This window comes from Sporichthya polymorpha DSM 43042 (assembly GCF_000384115.1).
Classification (GTDB): Bacteria; Actinomycetota; Actinomycetes; order Sporichthyales; family Sporichthyaceae; genus Sporichthya; species Sporichthya polymorpha.
In genome coordinates this window covers 2,103,048-2,121,966 of sequence record NZ_KB913029.1, presented here as the reverse complement: position 1 = coordinate 2,121,966, position 18,919 = coordinate 2,103,048, and the positions used below count along the sequence as shown (strand labels likewise).

At 71.6% G+C, this 18,919-nt stretch carries 16 protein-coding genes; 8 read left to right on the top strand and 8 right to left on the bottom strand.

Annotated features, from left to right (window positions below; genetic code table 11):
* Positions 1-108: 108 nt before the first annotated feature.
* Positions 109-696: a sigma-70 family RNA polymerase sigma factor gene (locus SPOPO_RS0110515; protein WP_019874733.1), complete on the top strand. Its 588-nt coding sequence runs from the start codon at positions 109-111 to the stop codon at positions 694-696.
* 88 nt (positions 697-784) lie between these two features.
* On the opposite strand, the gene SPOPO_RS0110510 is transcribed toward SPOPO_RS0110515, so the two are convergent.
* The 4 genes from SPOPO_RS0110510 to SPOPO_RS0110495 all read right to left on the bottom strand — a co-directional run bounded on the left by SPOPO_RS0110510 (position 785) and on the right by SPOPO_RS0110495 (position 4,416).
* Positions 785-2,131: a hypothetical protein gene (locus SPOPO_RS0110510; protein ID WP_019874732.1), complete on the bottom strand. Its 1,347-nt coding sequence runs from the start codon at positions 2,129-2,131 to the stop codon at positions 785-787.
* A gap of 6 nt (positions 2,132-2,137) precedes the next feature.
* The gene (locus tag SPOPO_RS28920; RefSeq protein ID WP_019874731.1) at positions 2,138-2,614 is read right to left on the bottom strand and encodes a hypothetical protein; all 477 of its coding nucleotides are present in this window, start codon (positions 2,612-2,614) and stop codon (positions 2,138-2,140) included.
* Between the two features lie 123 nt (positions 2,615-2,737).
* Positions 2,738-3,403, bottom strand: a complete 666-nt coding sequence (locus SPOPO_RS28915; protein WP_019874730.1) for a TetR/AcrR family transcriptional regulator — start codon at positions 3,401-3,403, stop codon at positions 2,738-2,740.
* A gap of 143 nt (positions 3,404-3,546) precedes the next feature.
* On the bottom strand, positions 3,547-4,416 hold the full coding sequence (locus SPOPO_RS0110495) for a hypothetical protein (RefSeq protein ID WP_156869785.1): 870 nt from the start codon (positions 4,414-4,416) through the stop codon (positions 3,547-3,549).
* A 171-nt stretch (positions 4,417-4,587) separates the two neighbouring features.
* Between SPOPO_RS0110495 and SPOPO_RS35885 the strand changes: the two genes are divergently transcribed.
* Positions 4,588-5,880, top strand: coding sequence for a serine/threonine-protein kinase (locus SPOPO_RS35885; RefSeq protein WP_019874728.1), 1,293 nt, complete (start codon positions 4,588-4,590; stop codon positions 5,878-5,880).
* A gap of 67 nt (positions 5,881-5,947) precedes the next feature.
* Here the strand turns inward: SPOPO_RS35885 and SPOPO_RS0110485 are convergent, their stop codons facing one another.
* Both SPOPO_RS0110485 and SPOPO_RS0110480 read right to left on the bottom strand, forming a co-directional pair.
* Positions 5,948-6,577 carry an MBL fold metallo-hydrolase gene (locus SPOPO_RS0110485; RefSeq protein WP_019874727.1) on the bottom strand — a complete coding sequence of 210 codons (630 nt, stop codon included), beginning with the start codon at positions 6,575-6,577 and terminating at the stop codon, positions 5,948-5,950.
* A 41-nt stretch (positions 6,578-6,618) separates the two neighbouring features.
* A complete protein-coding gene (locus tag SPOPO_RS0110480) occupies positions 6,619-7,701 on the bottom strand; it encodes an S-(hydroxymethyl)mycothiol dehydrogenase (RefSeq protein WP_019874726.1) in 1,083 nt (360 codons plus the stop codon).
* A 248-nt stretch (positions 7,702-7,949) separates the two neighbouring features.
* On the opposite strand from SPOPO_RS0110480, the gene SPOPO_RS32675 reads away from it, so the two are divergent.
* Positions 7,950-9,401, top strand: a complete 1,452-nt coding sequence (locus SPOPO_RS32675) for a calcium-binding protein (RefSeq protein WP_019874725.1) — start codon at positions 7,950-7,952, stop codon at positions 9,399-9,401.
* 99 nt (positions 9,402-9,500) lie between these two features.
* Here SPOPO_RS32675 and SPOPO_RS0110470 read toward each other — a convergent pair whose 3' ends face one another.
* Positions 9,501-12,479 (bottom strand): glycine--tRNA ligase, encoded by a 2,979-nt coding sequence (locus SPOPO_RS0110470; protein ID WP_028984669.1) that lies wholly within the window; start codon positions 12,477-12,479, stop codon positions 9,501-9,503.
* A gap of 157 nt (positions 12,480-12,636) precedes the next feature.
* Between SPOPO_RS0110470 and SPOPO_RS32670 the strand changes: the two genes are divergently transcribed.
* Together SPOPO_RS32670 and SPOPO_RS35880 are read left to right on the top strand one after the other, a co-directional pair.
* Complete coding sequence (locus SPOPO_RS32670; protein WP_019874723.1) at positions 12,637-13,479, top strand: calcium-binding protein; 843 nt, start codon at positions 12,637-12,639, stop codon at positions 13,477-13,479.
* A 225-nt stretch (positions 13,480-13,704) separates the two neighbouring features.
* On the top strand, positions 13,705-14,760 hold the full coding sequence (locus SPOPO_RS35880) for a calcium-binding protein (protein WP_019874722.1): 1,056 nt from the start codon (positions 13,705-13,707) through the stop codon (positions 14,758-14,760).
* Positions 14,761-14,891: 131 nt separating this feature from the next.
* On the opposite strand, the gene SPOPO_RS32665 is transcribed toward SPOPO_RS35880, so the two are convergent.
* On the bottom strand, positions 14,892-15,311 hold the full coding sequence (locus tag SPOPO_RS32665) for a DUF2470 domain-containing protein (RefSeq protein ID WP_019874721.1): 420 nt from the start codon (positions 15,309-15,311) through the stop codon (positions 14,892-14,894).
* 365 nt (positions 15,312-15,676) lie between these two features.
* On the opposite strand from SPOPO_RS32665, the gene rpsD reads away from it, so the two are divergent.
* The 3 genes from rpsD (at position 15,677) to asnS (ending at position 18,904) form a co-directional block, all read left to right on the top strand.
* A complete protein-coding gene (gene rpsD / locus SPOPO_RS0110450) occupies positions 15,677-16,285 on the top strand; it encodes a 30S ribosomal protein S4 (RefSeq protein ID WP_019874720.1) in 609 nt (202 codons plus the stop codon).
* Positions 16,286-16,462: 177 nt separating this feature from the next.
* Entirely contained in the window at positions 16,463-17,494 is a 1,032-nt protein-coding gene (locus tag SPOPO_RS0110445; RefSeq protein ID WP_019874719.1) for a WD40 repeat domain-containing protein, read from the top strand.
* A 9-nt stretch (positions 17,495-17,503) separates the two neighbouring features.
* Complete coding sequence (asnS, locus tag SPOPO_RS0110440) at positions 17,504-18,904, top strand: asparagine--tRNA ligase (protein WP_019874718.1); 1,401 nt, start codon at positions 17,504-17,506, stop codon at positions 18,902-18,904.
* The last annotated feature ends 15 nt before the right edge of the window (positions 18,905-18,919 follow it).

Genomic DNA, 18,919 nt, shown 5'->3' with positions numbered 1-18,919 from the left:
TAATCTTGACCAACTTACTTTGGAAACAAATCGCGACACTCTGGAAACCGAGCGCTTACATGCGCCGAATAGGGTCGGCACCGTACGCGGCTCAGGAGGCCCCCACTCATGCGCGACGACGAGATCACCGCCCACGCCCTCGCGGCGGGACGCGGCGACGCCGACGCGACGACGGCCTTCGTCCGCGCGACGCAGGCGGACGTCTGGCGCTACGTCGCCTACCTCGTCGACCGTGAGCACGCCGACGACCTGACGCAGGAGACGTTCCTGCGCGCCCTGCGCGGCCTCCGGACCTACCGCGGGGACGTCCCCGCCCGCGTGTGGCTGCTCTCGATCGCCCGCCGCGCCGTCGTCGACCACTTCCGCAAGCAGGGCCGGACCCCCACCGTCGCCGCGAGCCTCGACGCCGACACCACCGTCGCCGACCGCATCGCCCCCGCGACCCCGGACCCCGCCAACGCGGTCAGCCTGCAGACCCTCGTCGCGGGCCTCGACCCCGACCGCCGCGCCGCCTTCGTCCTCACCCAGATCAACGGCCTCTCCTACGACGAGGCCGCCGCCGCCTGCGGCGTCCCGATCGGCACGATCCGCTCCCGCGTCGCCCGCGCCCGCGAGGACCTCCTCGCCGCGATGCAGTCCGACTCCCCCGCCGCCCCCGCCGCGAAGCCCGCCCGCCGCCTCCGCCGCTCCCGCTGACGCACGGCCGCATCACCGCAACCACCGGACAACGCGGCCCGCGCGGCCGGGAGGTCAGCGACGGAGGACACCCCGACCTCCGGCTCCGTCAGTCCGAGAACAGCAGCGAGAGCCCGCCGACGGTGTAGGAGACCATCAGGACCATCATCGGGATCTGCCCCATCACCGCGGCCCGCGTCGGGAACAGGCGGACCGAGCGGTCGTGGGCGGCGAAGACGCCGAGGACGTGGCCGACGACGATCGCGAGCACCTGGATCGTAGCGATCTGACCCACCGTCACGACCTCGTAGTTCACGGTCCAGTTCGCGGTGCCGAACAGGTTCGAGCCGTCGACCATCGGGTCCGAGGCGTAGATGACCGTCTGCTGGCCGACGAACACCAGCAGCGAGAAGTAGTGCGCGATCAGGTAGCCGACCGCGATCGGGATCAGCGAGTGCGAGAACGCGGTCGCGATACCGGCCGGGCCGCGGCGGGAGAGGACGCCGGCGAGCCAGGAGGCGATGCCGAACGCGAGGGTGACGCCGCCGATGGAGACCGCCAGCGCGATGGTCGAGAGCGTCTGCGGCGACATGTTCGACTCGAAGGTCCGGTCGTACCACCAGGTCGTCGAGGTGAACGAGTCGAACGCGGTGGAGCCGAGCATGACGCCGAGGACGGCGACGAGGCCGCGGTCCTCGGGGGTCGAGTCGAGGTTGTTCAGCGGGTTCCGCAGGACGATCGCGCCGTCCTCGCGCCGGCCCAGCGGGGCGAGGCGGCCGATCAGGGCGGAGAAGACCTCGAAGCCGTCGCACTTGGCGAACCACTGCTGGCCGTAGGCCATGGCGCCGAGCAGATTCGCGCCGGCGTAGAGCGAGAAGTAGGTCGTGAGCGTGCCGGTGGAGTCGCGTTCGTTGGCGCACAACTCGAGCCAGACGAACGACGCGAGCCCCACGGCGGCGGGCCAGTAGCCCAGCCACCGCGGCAATGCGAACGGCGGGTCGTGCGGGTCGAGGCGCAGGGCCAGACAAACGAGCAGATGGATCGTCCGCAGCGGGTTGAGCACCCGCCAGACCGGACCGAACAGCAGCGACGCGGGGACCAGACCGACCCAGAAGATGACGTAGACGAACCCCGCGGTGGGGTTCTTCGCGAGATCCGGCCCGGCCACCGCGCACCAGGCGACGAAGCCGGTGATCGCGAGGCCGAACAGACGCAGGGCCCAACGGAGCTCGCCGGAGTCCGCGAACTCCCCCAGCGATCCGGGCAGTTCGCGGCCGGACGCCGCCCCGGTGAGTTTCGACTGCCGCCAGCGCAGGGCGAGCACACCGAACGACACCGCGAGCGCGAGAACGGCTCCGGTGAGGGCGTACCCGAAGGGCAGGGGCAGATCCTGGCGCGATCCGACTCCGTGTGCGAGCAGCACGTCGGTCGCAACCGCCGGGGCGGGCGTTCCCATGCCGACTTACTTGACCTGCAGGTTGAACAGCAGGACCGAGCCCTCGTGGACCTCGACCTCGTAGGAGCCCGCCGCGAGGTCGACGGTGAAGGTCTTGGTCACGGTCTCGCCGGCGCCGACCTCGATGTACTCGTCCAGGCCGTGGACGTGGATCTCCTGCGCCTTGTCCGAGGTGATGACGAGGGTGAGCTTCTCGCCCTTCGCGACCGAGACCGTCGGCCCGACCTTCTCGGTCGGCTTGCCGTCGACGAGGTTGATCTCGATCCGCTTCCCCTCCTCGGCGTCGGCGGACGCGCTCGGGCTCGCGGAGGCGTCCGCGGATGCGGAGGCGGACGGCGAGGCGGACGGGGTTCCGCTCGCGACCGGGGTGGGCGTCGGGTCCTGGGCCGCGGTGTCGTCGTCATCGTCGCCGCAGGCGGTGAGCACGAGCAGCAGCGACGCCGCGAGGGCAGCGGCGGCGGTCCGGTACGCGGGGCGGTTCATGGATGGTCCTTCCACACGGTGCTGGGGGCGGCGGGCGTGTGCCACGGCGAGATGCGCAGCCACTCCCGTCTGACCGGTCGTCGGGCGACCGGGCCGAGTTCCGACCCGATCATGTCGGGACGGTCACAGTTGCCAGACCTCGCCCCGGGCCATGCCGGACATTCCGGTCCACAGCAGCTGCATCAGGTGGCGGGCGGTCAGTTCGGGCGTCAGGTCCGGACGCCGGGCCCGCCAGCGGGTGATGCGTTCGCCGGCGCCGCTGATCGCCGCCGCGACGAGCTCCACCTCGAGCGTGTCCGCGTGCCCGGGCGGGGACTGCGCCAGGATCAGCGCCGCGATCAGCTCGGTGTGCTCGGCGCGGATCGACTCGATCTCCTCGGCCGCCGGGCCGAACTCCAGCAGGCCCTCGTCGACCATCATCGTCCAGAGCGCCGGGTGCGCGTCGATGAACCGGAACCAGTGCACGAGGCCGAGGTAGAGCTGCTCGTCCGGCCGCGATCCGCCGCCGACGCCGTCAAGGATCGCGGCGCGCATCCCGTCCCGCGCCCGCCGCAGGCAGGCGAGGAACAGCCGCTCCTTCGAGCCGTAGTAGTGGTAGAGCATCGGCTTCGAGACGCCCGCCCGCGCCGCAATCTCGTCCATCGACGAGGCCTGGTAGCCCTGCTCGCCGAAGATCTGCTCGGCGACGTCGAGCATGAGGGCCTCGCGCTCGGCCCGCGGCATCCGCCGCCGCGGCGCGGGGCCGTCCGGCGCGGGACCGTCCGGCGCGCGGTCGTGGCTGGCGCTCACGCAGACCTACCTCCCTGCGGAGCGGGACACGAAACCTACCGACTCAACTTACCCCAGGTAAGGACGCCCCCGTAAAGAAAGGGTGACACCCCTTACTGCGCAGTAAGGGGTGTCACCCTTTCTTGACAGCCTTTCTGACAGCGTCAGGGCCTCGAGGCGGACGTCGGGCCGGGGGACGGGGACGAGGTGGGGGACGGGGACGACGTCGGGGACGAGGGCAGGTTCACCGGAACGTCCTTGGCCTTGGTCGACGGGCCGTAGTTCGGGTGGCCGGCGAAGACGACGCGCCAGGAGCCGGTCTTGCTCGCGGTCACCTTGTCGAAGCTGACCACGCCCTTGTCGTCGGTGCTCGCGGTCGTGACCGGCTTGTAGGTCTCGCTTCCCTTCGGGGCGAACTCCAGCGCGATCTCGCGGGCGGTGAACGGCTCCCACTTGCCGTTGCGGAAACGCTCGAGGAAGGCGCTCGCGGTCAGGGCGCCGGTCTTGGGGTCGACGGTGATCTTGAAGCTCGACAGCCGCGTCTTGTTGACCACGCGGAAGTTCGTGTAGACGAGGTCCGGGTTGGTCGAATTGCTCGACAGGTCGGTCGCGAACGCGCGCACCGCGTACATGCCGGTCTTGGCGTTGTTCGGCAGCGACAGCGATCCGGTCCACACGCCGGAGGCGGCGGTGCCCGAGGTCCGGGCGAGCCGGTACGCGCGGCCGTCGCGGTCGCTCGGGTCGTAGAGGCCGATCGTGATGCGGTCGACGCCCCGCTCGTCGGTGGCGCGCACGGTGACCTTGAACGAGGTCTTGCCGCCGTTCTTCACCGCGAGGATCAGCGGCGAGGGGTTGATCGCCATCGAGGAGATCACCGGCGCGGTCCGGTCGGCCGGCTTCCTGGCCTTCGCGTCCGCCGCGGACGTGGAGGTGACCAGGACGAGCGCGGTCGCGGCCGCCGCGACGGGGACGACGAGCGCCGCCGGATGCGACGGGCCGAGTCGGCGCACGAACTGGGGCAAAGGCGGACGCATGTGACAGACCTCCGGGGCGCGGGCCGGGCGAGCCGGACCTCCGTGCAGTATCAGTATACAACTCCATTCACTTTGACCTCAGCAGGCCACTTCTGCAACTGATCCAGAGAATCCGCAGCACAATCGCGCCGATGTCCACGGCGGCGGGGGCGGGTTGGAAGAATGCCTGGCGTGTCCAGCCCACCGAGCCACATCGCCAACCGCTACCGCTTCGTCGAGACGCTCGGCCGCGGAGGGATGGGTGAGGTCTGGAAGGCGTTCGACGAGCGACTCAACCGTTTCTGCGCGATCAAGGTCCTGCGCCAGACCCAGGACGCCGCGACCGTCGAGCGGTTCTCCCGCGAGGCCCGCACGCTGGCCTCGATCCGGCACCCCGGCGTCGTCATCGTCTACGACTACGGCGTCGACAACGACCGGCCCTACCTGGTCATGGAGCTGCTCCCCGGGCCGTCGCTGGCCGAGCTGCTGCGCGCGGACGGTCCGCTGCCGGTCGAGAGCGTCCGCCGCTACGGCACCCAGGCGGCGTCCGCGCTCCAGGCGGTCCACGACGCCGGTGTGGTGCACCGCGACATCAAGCCCGCCAACCTGGTCATCGACTCCTCCGGCAACTGCCGGCTCGTCGACTTCGGCATCGCGCTCGGCTCGGTCGCCGACCACACGCTGACCGAGCACGGCGCGATCATCGGCAGCGCCGCCTACCTCGCGCCCGAGCAGGCCGTCGGCGGCCGCGCGGACATGCGCTCGGACCTGTACGGCTTCGGCTGCCTGCTGGTGACGCTGCTAACAGGCCGTCCACCGTTCGACGACGACTCACCCGTCGAGATCCTGACCCGGCACCTCAACGACGCCCCGGTCCGCCCGTCGGACCGCCGGCCCGACGTGCCGCCGGACCTCGACGACCTCGTTCTGCAGCTGCTGTCGAAGCAGCCCGAGCTCCGGCCGGCCAGCGCGGCCGAGGTCGCCGACCGACTCGGCGGCGCGACCGGCACGCGGCCGCTCCCCGGCCCCGTGCCCCTGCCGCCGCGCGGCGCCTACGCGCCCCCGCCGCCGATCTACGCAGAGGCCGGCCCCACGGCGGCGATGCCGGCGTACAGCCACGCCGCCGAGCGGAACCGGGTCAAGCCGCTGCTGATCGTGCTCGGCGTCGTCGCGCTGCTCGCCGCCGGCGGCGTGGGCTGGGCGCTCACGCAGGAGAGCGACGACTCCCCCGGCACCCGGATCCCGTTCGTACCGGACACCCCGACGCCGACGCCCTCGCCGACGCCGGAGGCCACGATCGAGCCGACGACGACGCCGACGTTCGGCCCGCCGCCGACCCCGAACCCGCTGGCGACGCCGGTCCCGACCCCGACGCCCACGCCGACCCCGAGGCCGATCATCGTGCTGCCGACCCCGGTCGTGACGCCGGAGCCGACCCCGGAACCGACGCCCGAGCCGACCCCGGCGGAGACGCCCGCCCCCTGACCACGCATTGAACAAGGGGTGACACCCCTTGTTCGACGCACCAGGGGGACAGCCCCGTCTGGCGTGGTCAGTGGCCCCGTGCGATCCACTCCTCGAGGTGCGGGGCCTCGCCACCGATCGTGGTGGCCTCGCCGTGGCCGGTGTGGACCTGAATGTCCCCCGGCAGGACGAGCAGCTGGTCGCGGATCGAGGTGATGATCGTGCCGAAGTCGCTGTACGAGCGGCCGGTCGCGCCGGGCCCACCCTGGAACAGGGTGTCGCCGGAGAACAGCGCCCCGAGCTCCGGCGCGTAGAGGCACACGGCCCCGGGCGCGTGGCCCGGGGTGTGCATCACCTCGAGCACGGTGTCGGCGACGGTGATCACGTCGCCGCCGTGCAGCGTGCGGTCCGGCTTGCGGTCGGCGTAGACCATGCGCCAGAGGACGTCGTCGTCCGGGTGCAGGAGGATCGGCGCCCCGGTGTTGTCGGCGAGCTCCGCCGCCGCGTTGACGTGATCGTTGTGCGCGTGGGTGCAGACGATGCCGAGCAGCTGCCGGCCGGCCACGGCCTCCTCGATGGCCGCCGCGTCGTGCGCCGCGTCGATCACCACCACTTCGCGCTCGTCGCCGACGAGCCAGACGTTGTTGTCCACGTCCCAGGTCCCGCCGTCGAGGGTGAACTGACCGGAGGTGACGAGGCGTTCGATGCGAGCGGCCATCAGAAGGAGTCCTTGGTCGGAGTGGCGAAGCGGACGGTGCGTCAGAAGACGACGACCGAGCGGAGCACGTCGCCGTGGTGCATGCGCTCGAAGGCCTTCTCCACGTCGTCGATACCGATGGTCTCGGACACGAACGCATCGAGGTCCAGCCGCTTCTGCAGGTACAGGTCGATGAGCATCGGGAAGTCCCGCGAGGGCAGGCAGTCGCCGTACCAGGACGACTTGAGCGAACCGCCGCGGCCGAAGACCTCGATCATCGGCAGGTCCAGCACCATGTCCGGCGTCGGGACACCGACCAGCACCACCGTGCCCGCGAGGTCGCGACCGAAGAAGGCCTGCTTGTAGGTCTCGGGCCGGCCGACGGCCTCGATGACGACGTCCGCGCCGTTGCCCTCGGTCGCCGCACGGATGCCCTCGACGGCGTCGGTGTTCTTCGAGTTGACCGTGTGCGTGGCACCGAGCTTGACGGCCATGTCGAGCTTGCGGTCGTCGATGTCGACGGCGATGATCTTGCGCGCGCCGGCCAGGCGGGCACCCGCGATCGCCGCGTTGCCGACCCCACCGCAGCCGATGACCGCGACCGAGTCCCCGCGCGTGACGTTGCCGGTGTTGATCGCCGCACCGATGCCCGCCATGACGCCGCAGCCGAGCAGGCCCGCCGCGGTGGCCGGGGCCGCCGGGTCGACCTTCGTGCACTGCCCCGCGGCGACCAGCGTCTTCTCCGCGAAGGCACCGATGCCGAGCGCCGGCGAGAGTTCGGTGCCGTCGGTGAGCGTCATCTTCTGCTTCGCGTTGTGCGTGGCGAAGCAGTACCAGGGCCGGCCACGCTTGCAGGAGCGGCACTCGCCGCACACCGCGCGCCAGTTGAGGATGACGAAGTCACCCGGGGCCAGGTCCGTCACGCCGTCCCCGACGGCCTCGACGCGGCCGGCGGCCTCGTGACCGAGCAGGAACGGGAAGTCGTCGTTGATTCCGCCCTCGCGGTAGTGCAGGTCGGTGTGGCAGACCCCACAGGCCTCGACCTTGACCAGCGCCTCACCGGGGCCGGGATCGGGAACCAGGATCGTCTCGACCGAGACCGGAGCACCCTTGCTCCTGGCAACGACCGCGCGTACTTCGTGCATCTTCTGGACTCCTCGTCGTGCCGGGACGGACCTGTCTCGATTTCTACCTGATCGCGTCGTCCGACACGCGCGACCCGAACGGCGGCTTTCGCTCGACCCGTCGACGCGGGCGACCTAGCCTCACCCACTCGGGGGGACGCGGTGGGCCAACGGGGGTCCGGTCGCGGACTCGCCGTGCGCGGCCATCGGTCCGCACCCGGGCAGGCGCCGGACGGCGCTGCCCGCCACTGCACAGAAGGAACACACATATGCAACGAGCACGATCCGGCCGCGCCCTGCTCGGGCTCGCCGCCGGGGTCCTCGCCCTCAGCGGGCTGACCTCGCTCAACTCGACCGCCACCGCCGCGGCCCCGGGCTTCGTGCCCAGGTCCGCGTTGATCAACGGCGACACCGTCACGACCGGTGTCGGCATCACCAAGGGTGAGACGCCGATCAGCCTCGAGCAGTACGCCGCCGAACGAGCCGGCTTCACCGTCACCGTCGTCGACGGGGAGACCTGGGCCGGCATGAGCGCCGCCGCCTTCGCGAAGTACCAACTGCTGATCGTCGGCGACAACGAATGCGGCGATCTCAGCGAGTCCGTCGCCAACTGGGACACCTGGGCGCCGGTCGTCATGGGGGCCACGCCGGCGAACAAGATCGTCGGCAACCGGGTCCTGTCCGGCCTCGACCCGTCGTACCACTACACGGGCGGTGCGAGTCCGACCGAGGAGGGGAACCCGGCCACGGCCCCGGCCGAGCACTTCGTCGAGGCTGCACTCACCTTCGCCGGCGCGAAGCCCGGCGCGACCGGGCTCTACTTCGGCCCGGGGTGCTTCGACAGCGACGAAGCCTGGACGACCCTGAGCAACAAACTCAGCTCGGCCGGCACCGGGTTCACCGTCGTGCCGGACACCCACATGGACGACGTCCACCTGGTCCGGACACCCGGCGCGAGCTTCCCCGGTCTGGTGCCCGCCGACCTGCCGGACTGGGAGAACACGGCCCACACCTACTTCGACACGTTCCCGGCCGACTACCGGCCGTTGGCGATCGCCACCGATGCCGTTGACGACGACGAGGGCGACGTGGACGTGATGGCCGCGAGCGAGCCGGAGCCGCGGAACCGTCCGGCCTCGGAGAAGTCCGAGGGCCGCGTCGCGGCCGCGTCCGACAACTCGACGTGCGGGGCGAAGACGCTCGACGGCGCGAACGTCTGCGGCGAGGCCGTGGCGGTCTTCGCGGGCGCCGACCCGGTCGTGCCGACCCCGCCGGCGGCCACCGGCACCTGCCGGGGCGAGAAGGCCACGATCGTCGGCACCCCGGGCGACGACGTCCTGACCGGGACCGCCGGCCGCGACGTCATCGTCGGCCTCGGTGGCAACGACGTCATCCGTGGCCGCGGCGGCAACGACCTGATCTGCGCCGGCGACGGCAACGACAAGGTCCGCGGCGGCGGAGGTGACGACCGCATTTACGGCGGCGCGGGCGACGACCGTCTGTACGGCGGCGCGGGCAGCGACCGCGTGTTCGGCCAGCAGGGCAACGACACGGTTCGCGGCGGCAACGGGGCGGACCGGGTCAGCGGCGGCCGCGGCGACGACAAGCTGTACGGCAACCGCGGCGACGACGTCCTGCGCGGCGGCCGCGGCAAGGACACGGGCTTCGGTGGCCCGGGCATCGACACCTACGTCGGCGTCGAGACCCACACCGTGCCGTAGCCGCCGGTCTCCACCGGACGGGATGACGTCCCGCCGGGGCGAGTGTCGGCCCTCCTGCGGGCTGACACGACCCCCGTGCGGGACGTCATCCCGCAGTGGTCAGGCCAGGGCCTCCCAGCCGACCAGGCCCTCGGAGAGGTCCCGGACGCCGGCGAGCAGACCGAGCCGGTTGGCTTTGACCGCGGGGTCCGGGGCCATGACCAGCACCGCGTCGAAGAACGTATTGATCGGGGCGACCAGGCCAGTCCCGACGGCCACGAAGGCCGGCAGATCTGACGGCTTGTCACCCAACTCGGCCTGTGCCTTCGCGAGGGCGTCGGCGAGGGCGTTCTCCGCCGGGTCCTCGAACTTCGCCGCGTCGTGGCCGGCGGTGACGTCGGCCGGCACCAGGCGACGGATCCGGAGCACGGCCTCGACCAGCGCCGCGAAGTTCGGGTCGTCGACCAGCGCCGGAAGCTCCGCGAGCGTGGCGTCCGCGCGCGCCGGGGAATCGGCCAGCGGCAGCACCGCCTGGACGAGCTTGTGCGGGTGCCCGGCGTCGAGCAGGGCCTGCTCGTAGCGGCCGGTGGTGAAGGCTGCGGCCTTCTCCATCGCGTCGGCCGGGATCTCGACCGGCTGCTGCGCCGCGGCGAGCGCGAGCCCGGCCGGGATCGTGATCGACGCGAGCCGCGGGTGCGCGCGCAGCACGGCGAGGGCGCCGAGGGCCGCGCGGCGGAGGCCGAACGGGTCCGAGGACCCCTTCGGCTCGGCGCCCGTGGCGAACAGGCCGGCCAGCAGGTCGAGCCGGTCCGCGAGCGAGAGCAACGCGCCCGGGATCGTCGTCGGCAGCGCCGCGCCGGCCGAGCGCGGCATCTCCATCTCGTGCAGCGCGGTCGCGACCTCGGGGGTCTCACCGGCGCGCACGGCGTACTCGCGCGCCATGATCCCGGCGAGCTTCGAGAGCTCGACGACCATCTCCGTCGCCAGGTCGAACTTCGCCAGCTCACCGGCGCGGGTCAGCGTGGCGAGCTCGTCCGCGGAGAGGTCGGCCGACTTCGCGAGCTCGAGCGCGAGCTTCTGGATGCGCGTCGCACGGTCGTCCATCGAGCCGAGCTTGTCCGCGAAGGTGAGCTTGTCCAGGCGCGTGCGGAACTCGGCCGGCGGCACCTGCAGGTCCGCGCGCCAGAAGAACGACGCGTCCTCGTACCGCGCCCGGAGCACGGCCTCGTTGCCCGCGCGCACGACGTCGCGGTCGCACTCGCCGTTCGCGACGGCGACGAAGTGGTTCCGCAGCTCCCCCTCTGCGTTGCGCACCGGTAGGTAGCGCTGGTGCTTGCGCATGACGGTGACGAGGATGTCCGGCGGCAGCTCGAGGTAGCGCTCCTCGAACTCACCGAGGATCGGGTTCGGCGACTCGACGAGGTTGGTCACCTCGTCGACGACGTCGGTTTCGCCCTCGATGTCGACGACGCCACCGACCGACGCGGCGAGTTCCTGAGCCCCCGTCACGATCTGGGCGCGGCGGGCCGCGGTGTCGAGCACGATGTTGTTGTCGGTGAGCACCTGCGCGTACTCGGCGGCGGAGCGCACGCCCACGATCGGGGCGTCCGCGTTGCGGTGCACCCAGGTCTCGCGGCCGCTCGCCATGTTCGCGACCTGGAAGGGCACGACGGCCTCGCCGAGCAGCGCGAGCATCCAGCGGATCGGCCGGGTGAACGAGAGCCCGGGCGCGTTCCAGCGCATGTTCTTCTCGGACCGCAGGCCGGTCACGATCTTCGGGAGGATCTCGGCGAGCACCTCGACCGCCGGGCGGCCCTGGACCTCGCTGCTGACGCCGACGTACTCGACGCCGTCGATCGTGATCCGCTCGAGCGCGTCGGCCTCGACGCCCTGGCCCTTGGCGAAGCCCTGCGCGGCCTTGGTGAGGTTGCCGTCGGCGTCGTAGGCGGCGGCGACCTTCGGGCCCTTGACCGTCCTGCGCGAGTCCTCCTCGCGGGCGGCGACGTCGGCGACGGTCGCGACCACGCGGCGCGGGGTCGCGTCGACGGTGATCTCGCCGTGCACGAGCCCGGTCCCGGCGAGCGCGGTGGTCAGCGCCTCGCGGACCGCGGCCACGGTGTTCCCGCACTCGTGCGGCGGCATCTCCTCGACGCCGATCTCGAACACCAACGGCGCGGGCCCGGTCGGGACGGTGCCGGTCGCGGGCAGCGGCGGTGGCGTCGACTCGGTGGGCAGACCCAGCGGGTGCCCGAGCTCGGCCCGCTTCTCGATCCAGAGTTCCGCGACCTCGCGGGCGAGTCGCTGCATGGTCCGGAACGCGGCGGCGCGGTCGGTCGTCGACACGGCCCCGCGGGCGTCCATGACGTTGAACGCGTGCGAGCACTTGAGCACGTAGATCTGCGCGGGCACGGGCAGCTTCGCCTCGACCATGCGCTTGGCCTCGGAGGCGTAGTCCTCGAACAGGCGGCGGTTGGTCGCGACGTCCGCGTCGTCGAGGTAGTAGCGGCTCATCTCGTACTCGGCCTGACCGAAGGCCTCGCCGTAGGAGATGCCCGGCGCATAGGCGATCTCCTTGAAGTGGCCGACGCCCTGCAGCGCCATGAGGATGCGCTCCATGCCGTAGGTCAGCTCGACGCAGACCGGGTCGAGCGTCTGACCGCCGACGGCCTGGAAGTAGGTGAACTGCGTGATCTCCATGCCGTTCAGCCAGACTTCCCAGCCCAACCCCCAGGCGCCGATGGCCGGCTGCGCCCAGTTGTCCTCGACGAACCGGATGTCGTTGGCCCGGGTGTCGACACCGAGGGCCTCGAGGCTGCCCAGGTAGAGCTGCTGCGGGTCGCCCGGCTCCGGCTTGAGGATGACCTGGTACTGCGTGTGCATCTGGATGCGGTTCGGGTTCTCGCCGTACCGCGCGTCGTCCGGACGGACCGACGGTTCGACGTAGGCGACCTTCCACGGCTCCGGGCCGAGGACACGCAGCATCGTCGCGGGGTTCGCGGTACCGGCGCCGACCTCGGTGTTCATCGGCTGCACGATCATCGCGCCGCGCTCGGTCCAGTAGCTGGTCAGCGCCAGCAGCGCGTCCTGCATTGTCAACATGCGAACAGTCCCGTCCCCATAAGCTCTGACCAGCGAGTCCTGGTCAGCCTTGATCGGCTTGGCGAGTCTAGTGAGCCGATGTGCTCCGCTCGGGCGCCCCGAGATGGCAGGCTTCGCCCCGGTATCAGGAATCTTGTCCGTTCCACGGAGGCCGCTCGTGACCCTCAAGACCTTTTCCCGCTCCGGAGTGGTCCTGACGACCATGGCCTGCGTGGGCGCGTTCGCGGCCCCCGGGGCGCACGCTGCCGAGCTCACCTACACCACCGCGGACGGCGTCGTCGGCGGCAAGATCGCCGTCACGGTGAAGATCACCTCGGACGTGGCAAAGCCCGCGACGGTGCAGATCCACCTGTTCCAGAACGGCACCTGCGCCGGCAACCCGATGCAGAACAACGGCACCCCGCTCTCGAGCAAGGTCTTCGAGGGCGCGGACAAGGGTTCGCAGTACACCTTCACCGTGAACAACATCAGCCCCGCCGGGACCTACTCGTGGGGCGTGGACGTGAAGGAGTCCGGCCAGGAACCCGAGCGCAAGTGCTCGCCGGCCATCACGGTGAAGGAGGGCAACACCCCGCCTCCGCCGCCCGCGAAGTACACCTGCGGTGGCAAGGCGGCGACGTTCGTCGGCTCCAGCAAGGCCGAGCGGATCATCGGCTCCCCCGGTGACGACGTGATCGTCGCCCGCGGTGGCAACGACATCATCGAGGGCCGCGGCGGCAACGACATCATCTGCGGCGGCGCGGGCAACGACATCATCGTCGGCGGCGCCGGCCACGACCGCCTGTTCGGCGACGACGGCGCCGACACCATCGCCGGCGGCTCGGGCAACGACGAGATTCGCGGCGGCGCCGGCAACGACGACCTCCGCGGCAGCACCGGCAACGACCGGCTCTACGGCGGCGGCGGCAACGACATCCTCAACGGTGGCGCGGGCACGGACCGCGGCAACGGCAACTCCGGCCGCAACACCCTGCGGAACATCGAGCTGAAGGCCTCCTGACGCTCCACCCGACCCGCCCGAACCGCCCGGTACCGGTGGGGCTCGTGGGGTGATATCGAACGGAGTACGCCGCTTGGCACGGATGTGCCTTTGGTGAATTCATGGTGGCGCCTTTACTGAATGCGCCCCATGTGGCCTTTGGGACGGACTGGGCGTCGCGCCCGCAAGCACGGACCGCGCCCGTCGTCCGCGGCTGCTGCGAGCGCCTTGCTGCCTGGAGTTCTCATGCACGTCAAGCGCATCGCCGCACTCGCGGCTCCCGTACTCGCGATCCCTGGCGCTGTCCTGCTCTTCTCCCCGGCCGCGAAGGCCGCGCTGCCGGCAGGCTGCACGAACGCCGGCACCACCGTGACGTGCGTGTACACCGCGGACACGACCTTCAACGTCCCCGCCGGAATTCCGGCGGTCACCATCGCCGCGCAGGGCGAGGCCGGCGAAACCGCCCAGGGCGCCCTCGGCGGCGGCGGAGCCATCGCGACCGCGACGTTCAACCCGGCCGCAGCGGCCTACACCCTTGATGTGGGCGGCAACGGCATGGACGGCTCGGCCGGCGGCACCGGGAACGGCGACGGCGGCGACGGCGGCGCCGGCTCTCTCGTCAGCGCCGGCGGCACCGTGCTCCTCGCCGGCGGCGGGGGCGGCGGAGCCGGCCACCCGCAGGCCAACGGAGGCGCGGGCGGCGTGGGGGCGGCAGGGCCTCTCGCACCGGGCGGCCCGGGGACCAACGGCGCACTCGGCGGCAACGTCAACGCCGGCGCAGGGTCACGCGCGGGCGAGAACGCCGACCTGGCCAACGCGGGCGGCGGCGGGGGCGGCGCGGTGAGCGCCGCCAACAACGCCCGCGGCGGCGGTGACAACGGCGCGGTGGTCGGCGGAAGCGGCGCCGGCGGCGCGAGCTTCGGCCCGACCACCACCACCTACGCCGCAGCGCCGCAGGGCGCCCCCGGCCGGATCACGATCACCTACACCGACCCGACCTTGGCACCGTCGAGCCCGGGCGCCTCGGCCTGTGACGTGCCCGGCGCGATTCAGGGCGGATCCGGCGGGGGCGTCATCAACGGCACGGACGGTCCCGACGTCATCAACGCCGGCAGCGGGCACCACACGATCTACGGCAACGGCGGCGACGACGTCATCTGCGCCGGGTCGGGCAACGACGTGGTCCACGGCGGCGACGGGAACGACACGATCTTCGGCGGATCCGGGAACGACACCCTGAACGGTGACGCCGGCGACGACGTCATCGACGGCGGGTCCGGGACGGACACCGAGAACCCGTAAGCCCCTCCGAAGCGGCTCCCCTCAGGCAGTCGGTCGCACTCCTCCACCCGACTGTGCCGCGCGACGAGCGCCGCCACCCCCCGCGGGTGACGGCGCTCCGTCGTTGCGCCCGAACCTGGTCGCGTCCGGAGTCAGTGCTGGGCGCGACAGCGGCGGGCGCGGCGGCCCGCCTCGGCGAGGAGGGCGCCGAGACCGCGCTGGGCGGAGACGGTGTCGACCGCGCGGTGGGGGAACGGGAGCCGGACGTCGCGGTGGCCGGAGAGGCGCTCGATGCGCAGGACGATCCCGTAGCGGTCGAGGGCGAGCGGGAGGACCCGCGTCGCGGACTGCAGGACGTCGGGGTGGACGAGTCGGGTGAGCTGGTCGACGGCCTCGGGATGGGCGTCGGCCAGGTGCATCAGGACGTCCGCCTCCTGGACCGCCAGCGGGTCGACGTCGGCGCGCACGAGTTCGTCCGGAGTGAGCACACTCACCCGGCCCCGCTCGGTCAGGTGGACGCTGTCCAGCTCCAGGACCAGCTCGGGGGTGCCGTAGCACTCGTCGCGGTGCATTAGGCTTAGCCAGCCGTGTGCCGTCAAACGCGCACGGACCCGGTCTCGGACAGCCACTGCGGCAACGTCCGTGATCTCGATGCAGGCCTCGACGTCGCCTCCGGTGACTTCGAGAACCTGTGTCACGCAGGAATGCGCAGGCGCCCAGAGGAGAAGTCGTCCGACGGCGTCGAGGGAGTGCAGCCCGGCGAACTCTTCGCGAGCTTCGCCGGTGGCCACCGTCAGGGAATGGGCGGCGGCGAGTAGGGTCACAACCCGCTCGGCGCTGGTGGGCCCCGGCGGGCCGCCGCTGCACTTGTTCGTCTGCGTCACGACAGGCTCCATTAGGTTAGGCTCACCTAAGTTACTACGCACGGAGTGGTTCTGTGAACTCATCTCGACCGAAGGCCAAGCGTTCGCGGGCGCTGGGCATCCCGCTGACGCCGAAGTGCGTCAAGTACTTCGAGGCGCGCCCCTACCCGCCGGGCGTCCACGGCCGCGGCCGCAAGCAGAACTCGGACTACAAGGTCCGTCTGCTGGAGAAGCAGCGCCTGCGCGCGCAGTACGACATCTCCGAGACCCAGCTGCGTCGCGCCTACGAGCAGGCGAACGCGCACCCCGGCAAGACCGGTGAGGTCCTGCTGGCCGACCTGGAGACCCGCCTGGACGCCCTCGTCCTGCGCTCCGGCCTGGCCCGCACGATCTACCAGGCGCGCCAGATGGTCACCCACCAGCACATGACCGTGAACGGCGCCCGCGTGGACCGGCCGTCCTACCGCGTGCAGCCGGGCGACGTCGTCGCGGTGTCCGACCGCAGCCGCAACAAGAAGAACTTCCAGGTCGCGGCCGCCGGCGCCAACGCGCCGGAGATGATCCCGCCGTACCTGCAGGTCAACCACGGCGACCTGAAGTTCCGCCTCGAGCGGCCCCCGGTCCGCAGCGAGATCCCGGTCATCTGCGACGAGCAGCTCGTCGTCGAGTACTACTCGCGCTAACCGCTCGGGCGGCTCGCCGCCCCGGCCGATCAACGTCCGACCACCGTGGCTCATGGGCCACGTTTGGTCGGACGTTGTGCGTTAAGCGGGTGAACTGCGGTCGGACGGCGGGTCAAGATCATCGCGACAAGATCAACGTCGCGGCGGCCCTCGCGGTCGACCGAACAGGAGCCGCGGATGACGCCCAATCCGGACCTCCCCGCGACCCGCGCCGCCGCGGTGCGGGCGCCCAGCCTCGTCCTGCCGGGGCTCGCGGTGGACGACCTGTGGCTCGCCCCGGACGGTGCGGTGGTCGCGGTGCTCACCGGGGCGGACTCGACCGGCACGGGGTCGGTGCTGTTCCTCGACACCGCCACCGGCGCCGAGCGCGGAGCGATCCCCGTCGGTCCGGGTGAGGTGGCAGTCGTGACCACGGAGTGGACCGCGGTGGCCGGGCAGGAGGATTCCGCGGGCGAGATCGTGGTGCGGCGGACGATCACCGGCGAGTTCGTCGCGCAGCTGAACCCGCACGGCCCCGGCGGGGTGCACGCCCTCGCGATCGCGGACCGGGGCGACCTCGGCGCCAGCATCGGCGAGGACGGCGAGGTCGCGCTCTGGCAGCCGGCCAACGGCGCCGTGTTCGCGACGCTGCGCCCCACCGCCGAGGTGGACCTGGAGTGCGCCGCGTTGACGTTCTCGCCCAACGGGCGCGTGCTGGCGATCCGGACCGGCCCGGACAGCCTGGAGCTCTGGACCACCGCGCCACGACGGTTCCTCGAGACCCTGCGCGAGACCGGGCTCCCCGTCTTCAGCCCCGACGGCCGTTGGGTGGCCGCCGCCGGCGCCGCGATCCGGCTCTACGACCTCCACGGCCTCCTCGAGCCGGAGGCCCTGCTCGGCCGCGGGCCGCTGGCGTTCACTCCCGACGGGACGCTGATGGTCGCGGTCACCCCCGACGGCAGCACCGAGATCTGGCGGACCGACCCGCCGCAGCCGGCCACCCACCTCCGCGGCCGGCACCCGCGGTTGAGCCCGGACGGTTCCGCGGTCGCGGTCGTGGCGACCGACACCGAACTCCTGCTCGCCGAGCCCGCCACCGGCCGCGTGACGGCCCGTCTGACCGGGATCCGCGGCGAGGTCCAGTCGCTGACGGTGGGTCCGGCCGGAGCGGTGGTGGTCGCGGCCTGCTCGGACGCGGCGATTCGGGTGTGGCGCGGCGACACCGCCTAAGGTCGGGCCGTGCGGATTCTGCGAATCTCCGAGGTGCTGCGCGGGGATGCCGCGCTCGGTTCGACCGTGACCGTCCAGGGCTGGGTGCGCACCCGCCGGGACTCGAAGGCGGGGTTGTCCTTCGTCGCGGTCCACGACGGGTCGTGCTTCGCGACGCTGCAGGTCGTCGCCAAGCCGGATCTGCCGAACTACGCCGACGAGGTGGCCCACCTGACCACCGGCTGCTCGGTGTCGGTGACGGGCACCGTGGTCGAGTCCAAGGGCAAGGGGCAGGCGGTCGAGCTGCAGGCCACCGAGTTCGAGGTGCTCGGTTGGGTCGAGGACCCGGAGAACTACCCGGCCGCCGCGAAGCAGCACACGTTCGAGTACCTGCGCGAGATCGCGCACCTGCGGCCGCGCACGAACACGTTCGGCGCCGTCACGCGCGTGCGGCATTGTCTGGCGATGGCGGTGCACCGCTTCTTCGACTCACGCGGGTTCTCCTGGATCCACACACCGATCATCACCGCCAACGACGCCGAGGGCGCCGGCGCGATGTTCCGCGTCTCGACCCTCGACCTGGCGAACCTGCCCCGCACCCCGGACGGTGCCGTCGACCACAGCCAGGACTTCTTCGGCCGTGAGGCGCACCTGACGGTCTCGGGCCAGCTGAACGTCGAGACCTACTGCATGGCGATGTCGAAGGTCTACACGTTCGGCCCCACGTTCCGCGCCGAGAACTCCAACACCGCGCGGCACCTCGCCGAGTTCTGGATGGTCGAGCCCGAGATCGCCTTCGCGGACCTGGCCGCCGACGCCGACCTCGCCGAGGACTTCCTCAAGTACCTGTTCCGCGCCGTGCTCGACGAGCGCGCGGACGACCTCGCGTTCTTCGCCGAGCGCATCGACCCCGGCTGCATCGAGCGGCTGGAGACCTTCGTCGAGTCCAGCTTCGAGCGGATGGACTACACCGACGCGATCGACGCGCTGCAGCGCTCGGGCAAGGCGTTCGAGTTCCCGGTCAGCTGGGGCGCGGACCTGCAGTCCGAGCACGAGCGCTACCTGACCGAGGAACTCGTCGGCCGTCCCGTGGTCGTCCTGAACTACCCGCGCGAGATCAAGGCGTTCTACATGCGGGCCAACGACGACGGGCGCACCGTCGCCGCGATGGACGTCCTCGCCCCCGGCATCGGCGAGATCATCGGCGGTTCGCAGCGCGAGGAGCGGCTCGACGTCCTCGACGCGCGCCTCGACGAGATGGGGCTGAACAAGGACGACTACTGGTGGTACCGCGACCTGCGCCGCTACGGCACGGTCCCGCACGCCGGGTTCGGCCTGGGCTTCGAGCGGACCATCGTCTACGCCACCGGGATGGCGAACATCCGCGACGTCATCCCGTTCCCCCGCACCCCGCGGAACGCGGACTTCTGAACGAGGCCCGCGTGA

What these genes read in the sequence shown, in the direction of transcription:
- SPOPO_RS0110515 (WP_019874733.1), top strand. Translation starts at nt 109, where the DNA reads ATGCGCGACGACGAGATCACCGCCCACGCCCTCGCGGCGGGACGCGGC.
- SPOPO_RS0110510 (WP_019874732.1), bottom strand. Translation starts at nt 2,131, where the DNA reads ATGGGAACGCCCGCCCCGGCGGTTGCGACCGACGTGCTGCTCGCACAC.
- SPOPO_RS28920 (WP_019874731.1), bottom strand. Translation starts at nt 2,614, where the DNA reads ATGAACCGCCCCGCGTACCGGACCGCCGCCGCTGCCCTCGCGGCGTCG.
- SPOPO_RS0110495 (WP_156869785.1), bottom strand. Translation starts at nt 4,416, where the DNA reads ATGCGTCCGCCTTTGCCCCAGTTCGTGCGCCGACTCGGCCCGTCGCAT.
- SPOPO_RS0110485 (WP_019874727.1), bottom strand. Translation starts at nt 6,577, where the DNA reads ATGGCCGCTCGCATCGAACGCCTCGTCACCTCCGGTCAGTTCACCCTC.
- SPOPO_RS0110480 (WP_019874726.1), bottom strand. Translation starts at nt 7,701, where the DNA reads ATGCACGAAGTACGCGCGGTCGTTGCCAGGAGCAAGGGTGCTCCGGTC.
- SPOPO_RS32675 (WP_019874725.1), top strand. Translation starts at nt 7,950, where the DNA reads ATGCAACGAGCACGATCCGGCCGCGCCCTGCTCGGGCTCGCCGCCGGG.
- SPOPO_RS0110470 (WP_028984669.1), bottom strand. Translation starts at nt 12,479, where the DNA reads ATGTTGACAATGCAGGACGCGCTGCTGGCGCTGACCAGCTACTGGACC.
- SPOPO_RS35880 (WP_019874722.1), top strand. Translation starts at nt 13,705, where the DNA reads ATGCACGTCAAGCGCATCGCCGCACTCGCGGCTCCCGTACTCGCGATC.
- SPOPO_RS32665 (WP_019874721.1), bottom strand. Translation starts at nt 15,311, where the DNA reads ATGCACCGCGACGAGTGCTACGGCACCCCCGAGCTGGTCCTGGAGCTG.
- SPOPO_RS0110445 (WP_019874719.1), top strand. Translation starts at nt 16,463, where the DNA reads ATGACGCCCAATCCGGACCTCCCCGCGACCCGCGCCGCCGCGGTGCGG.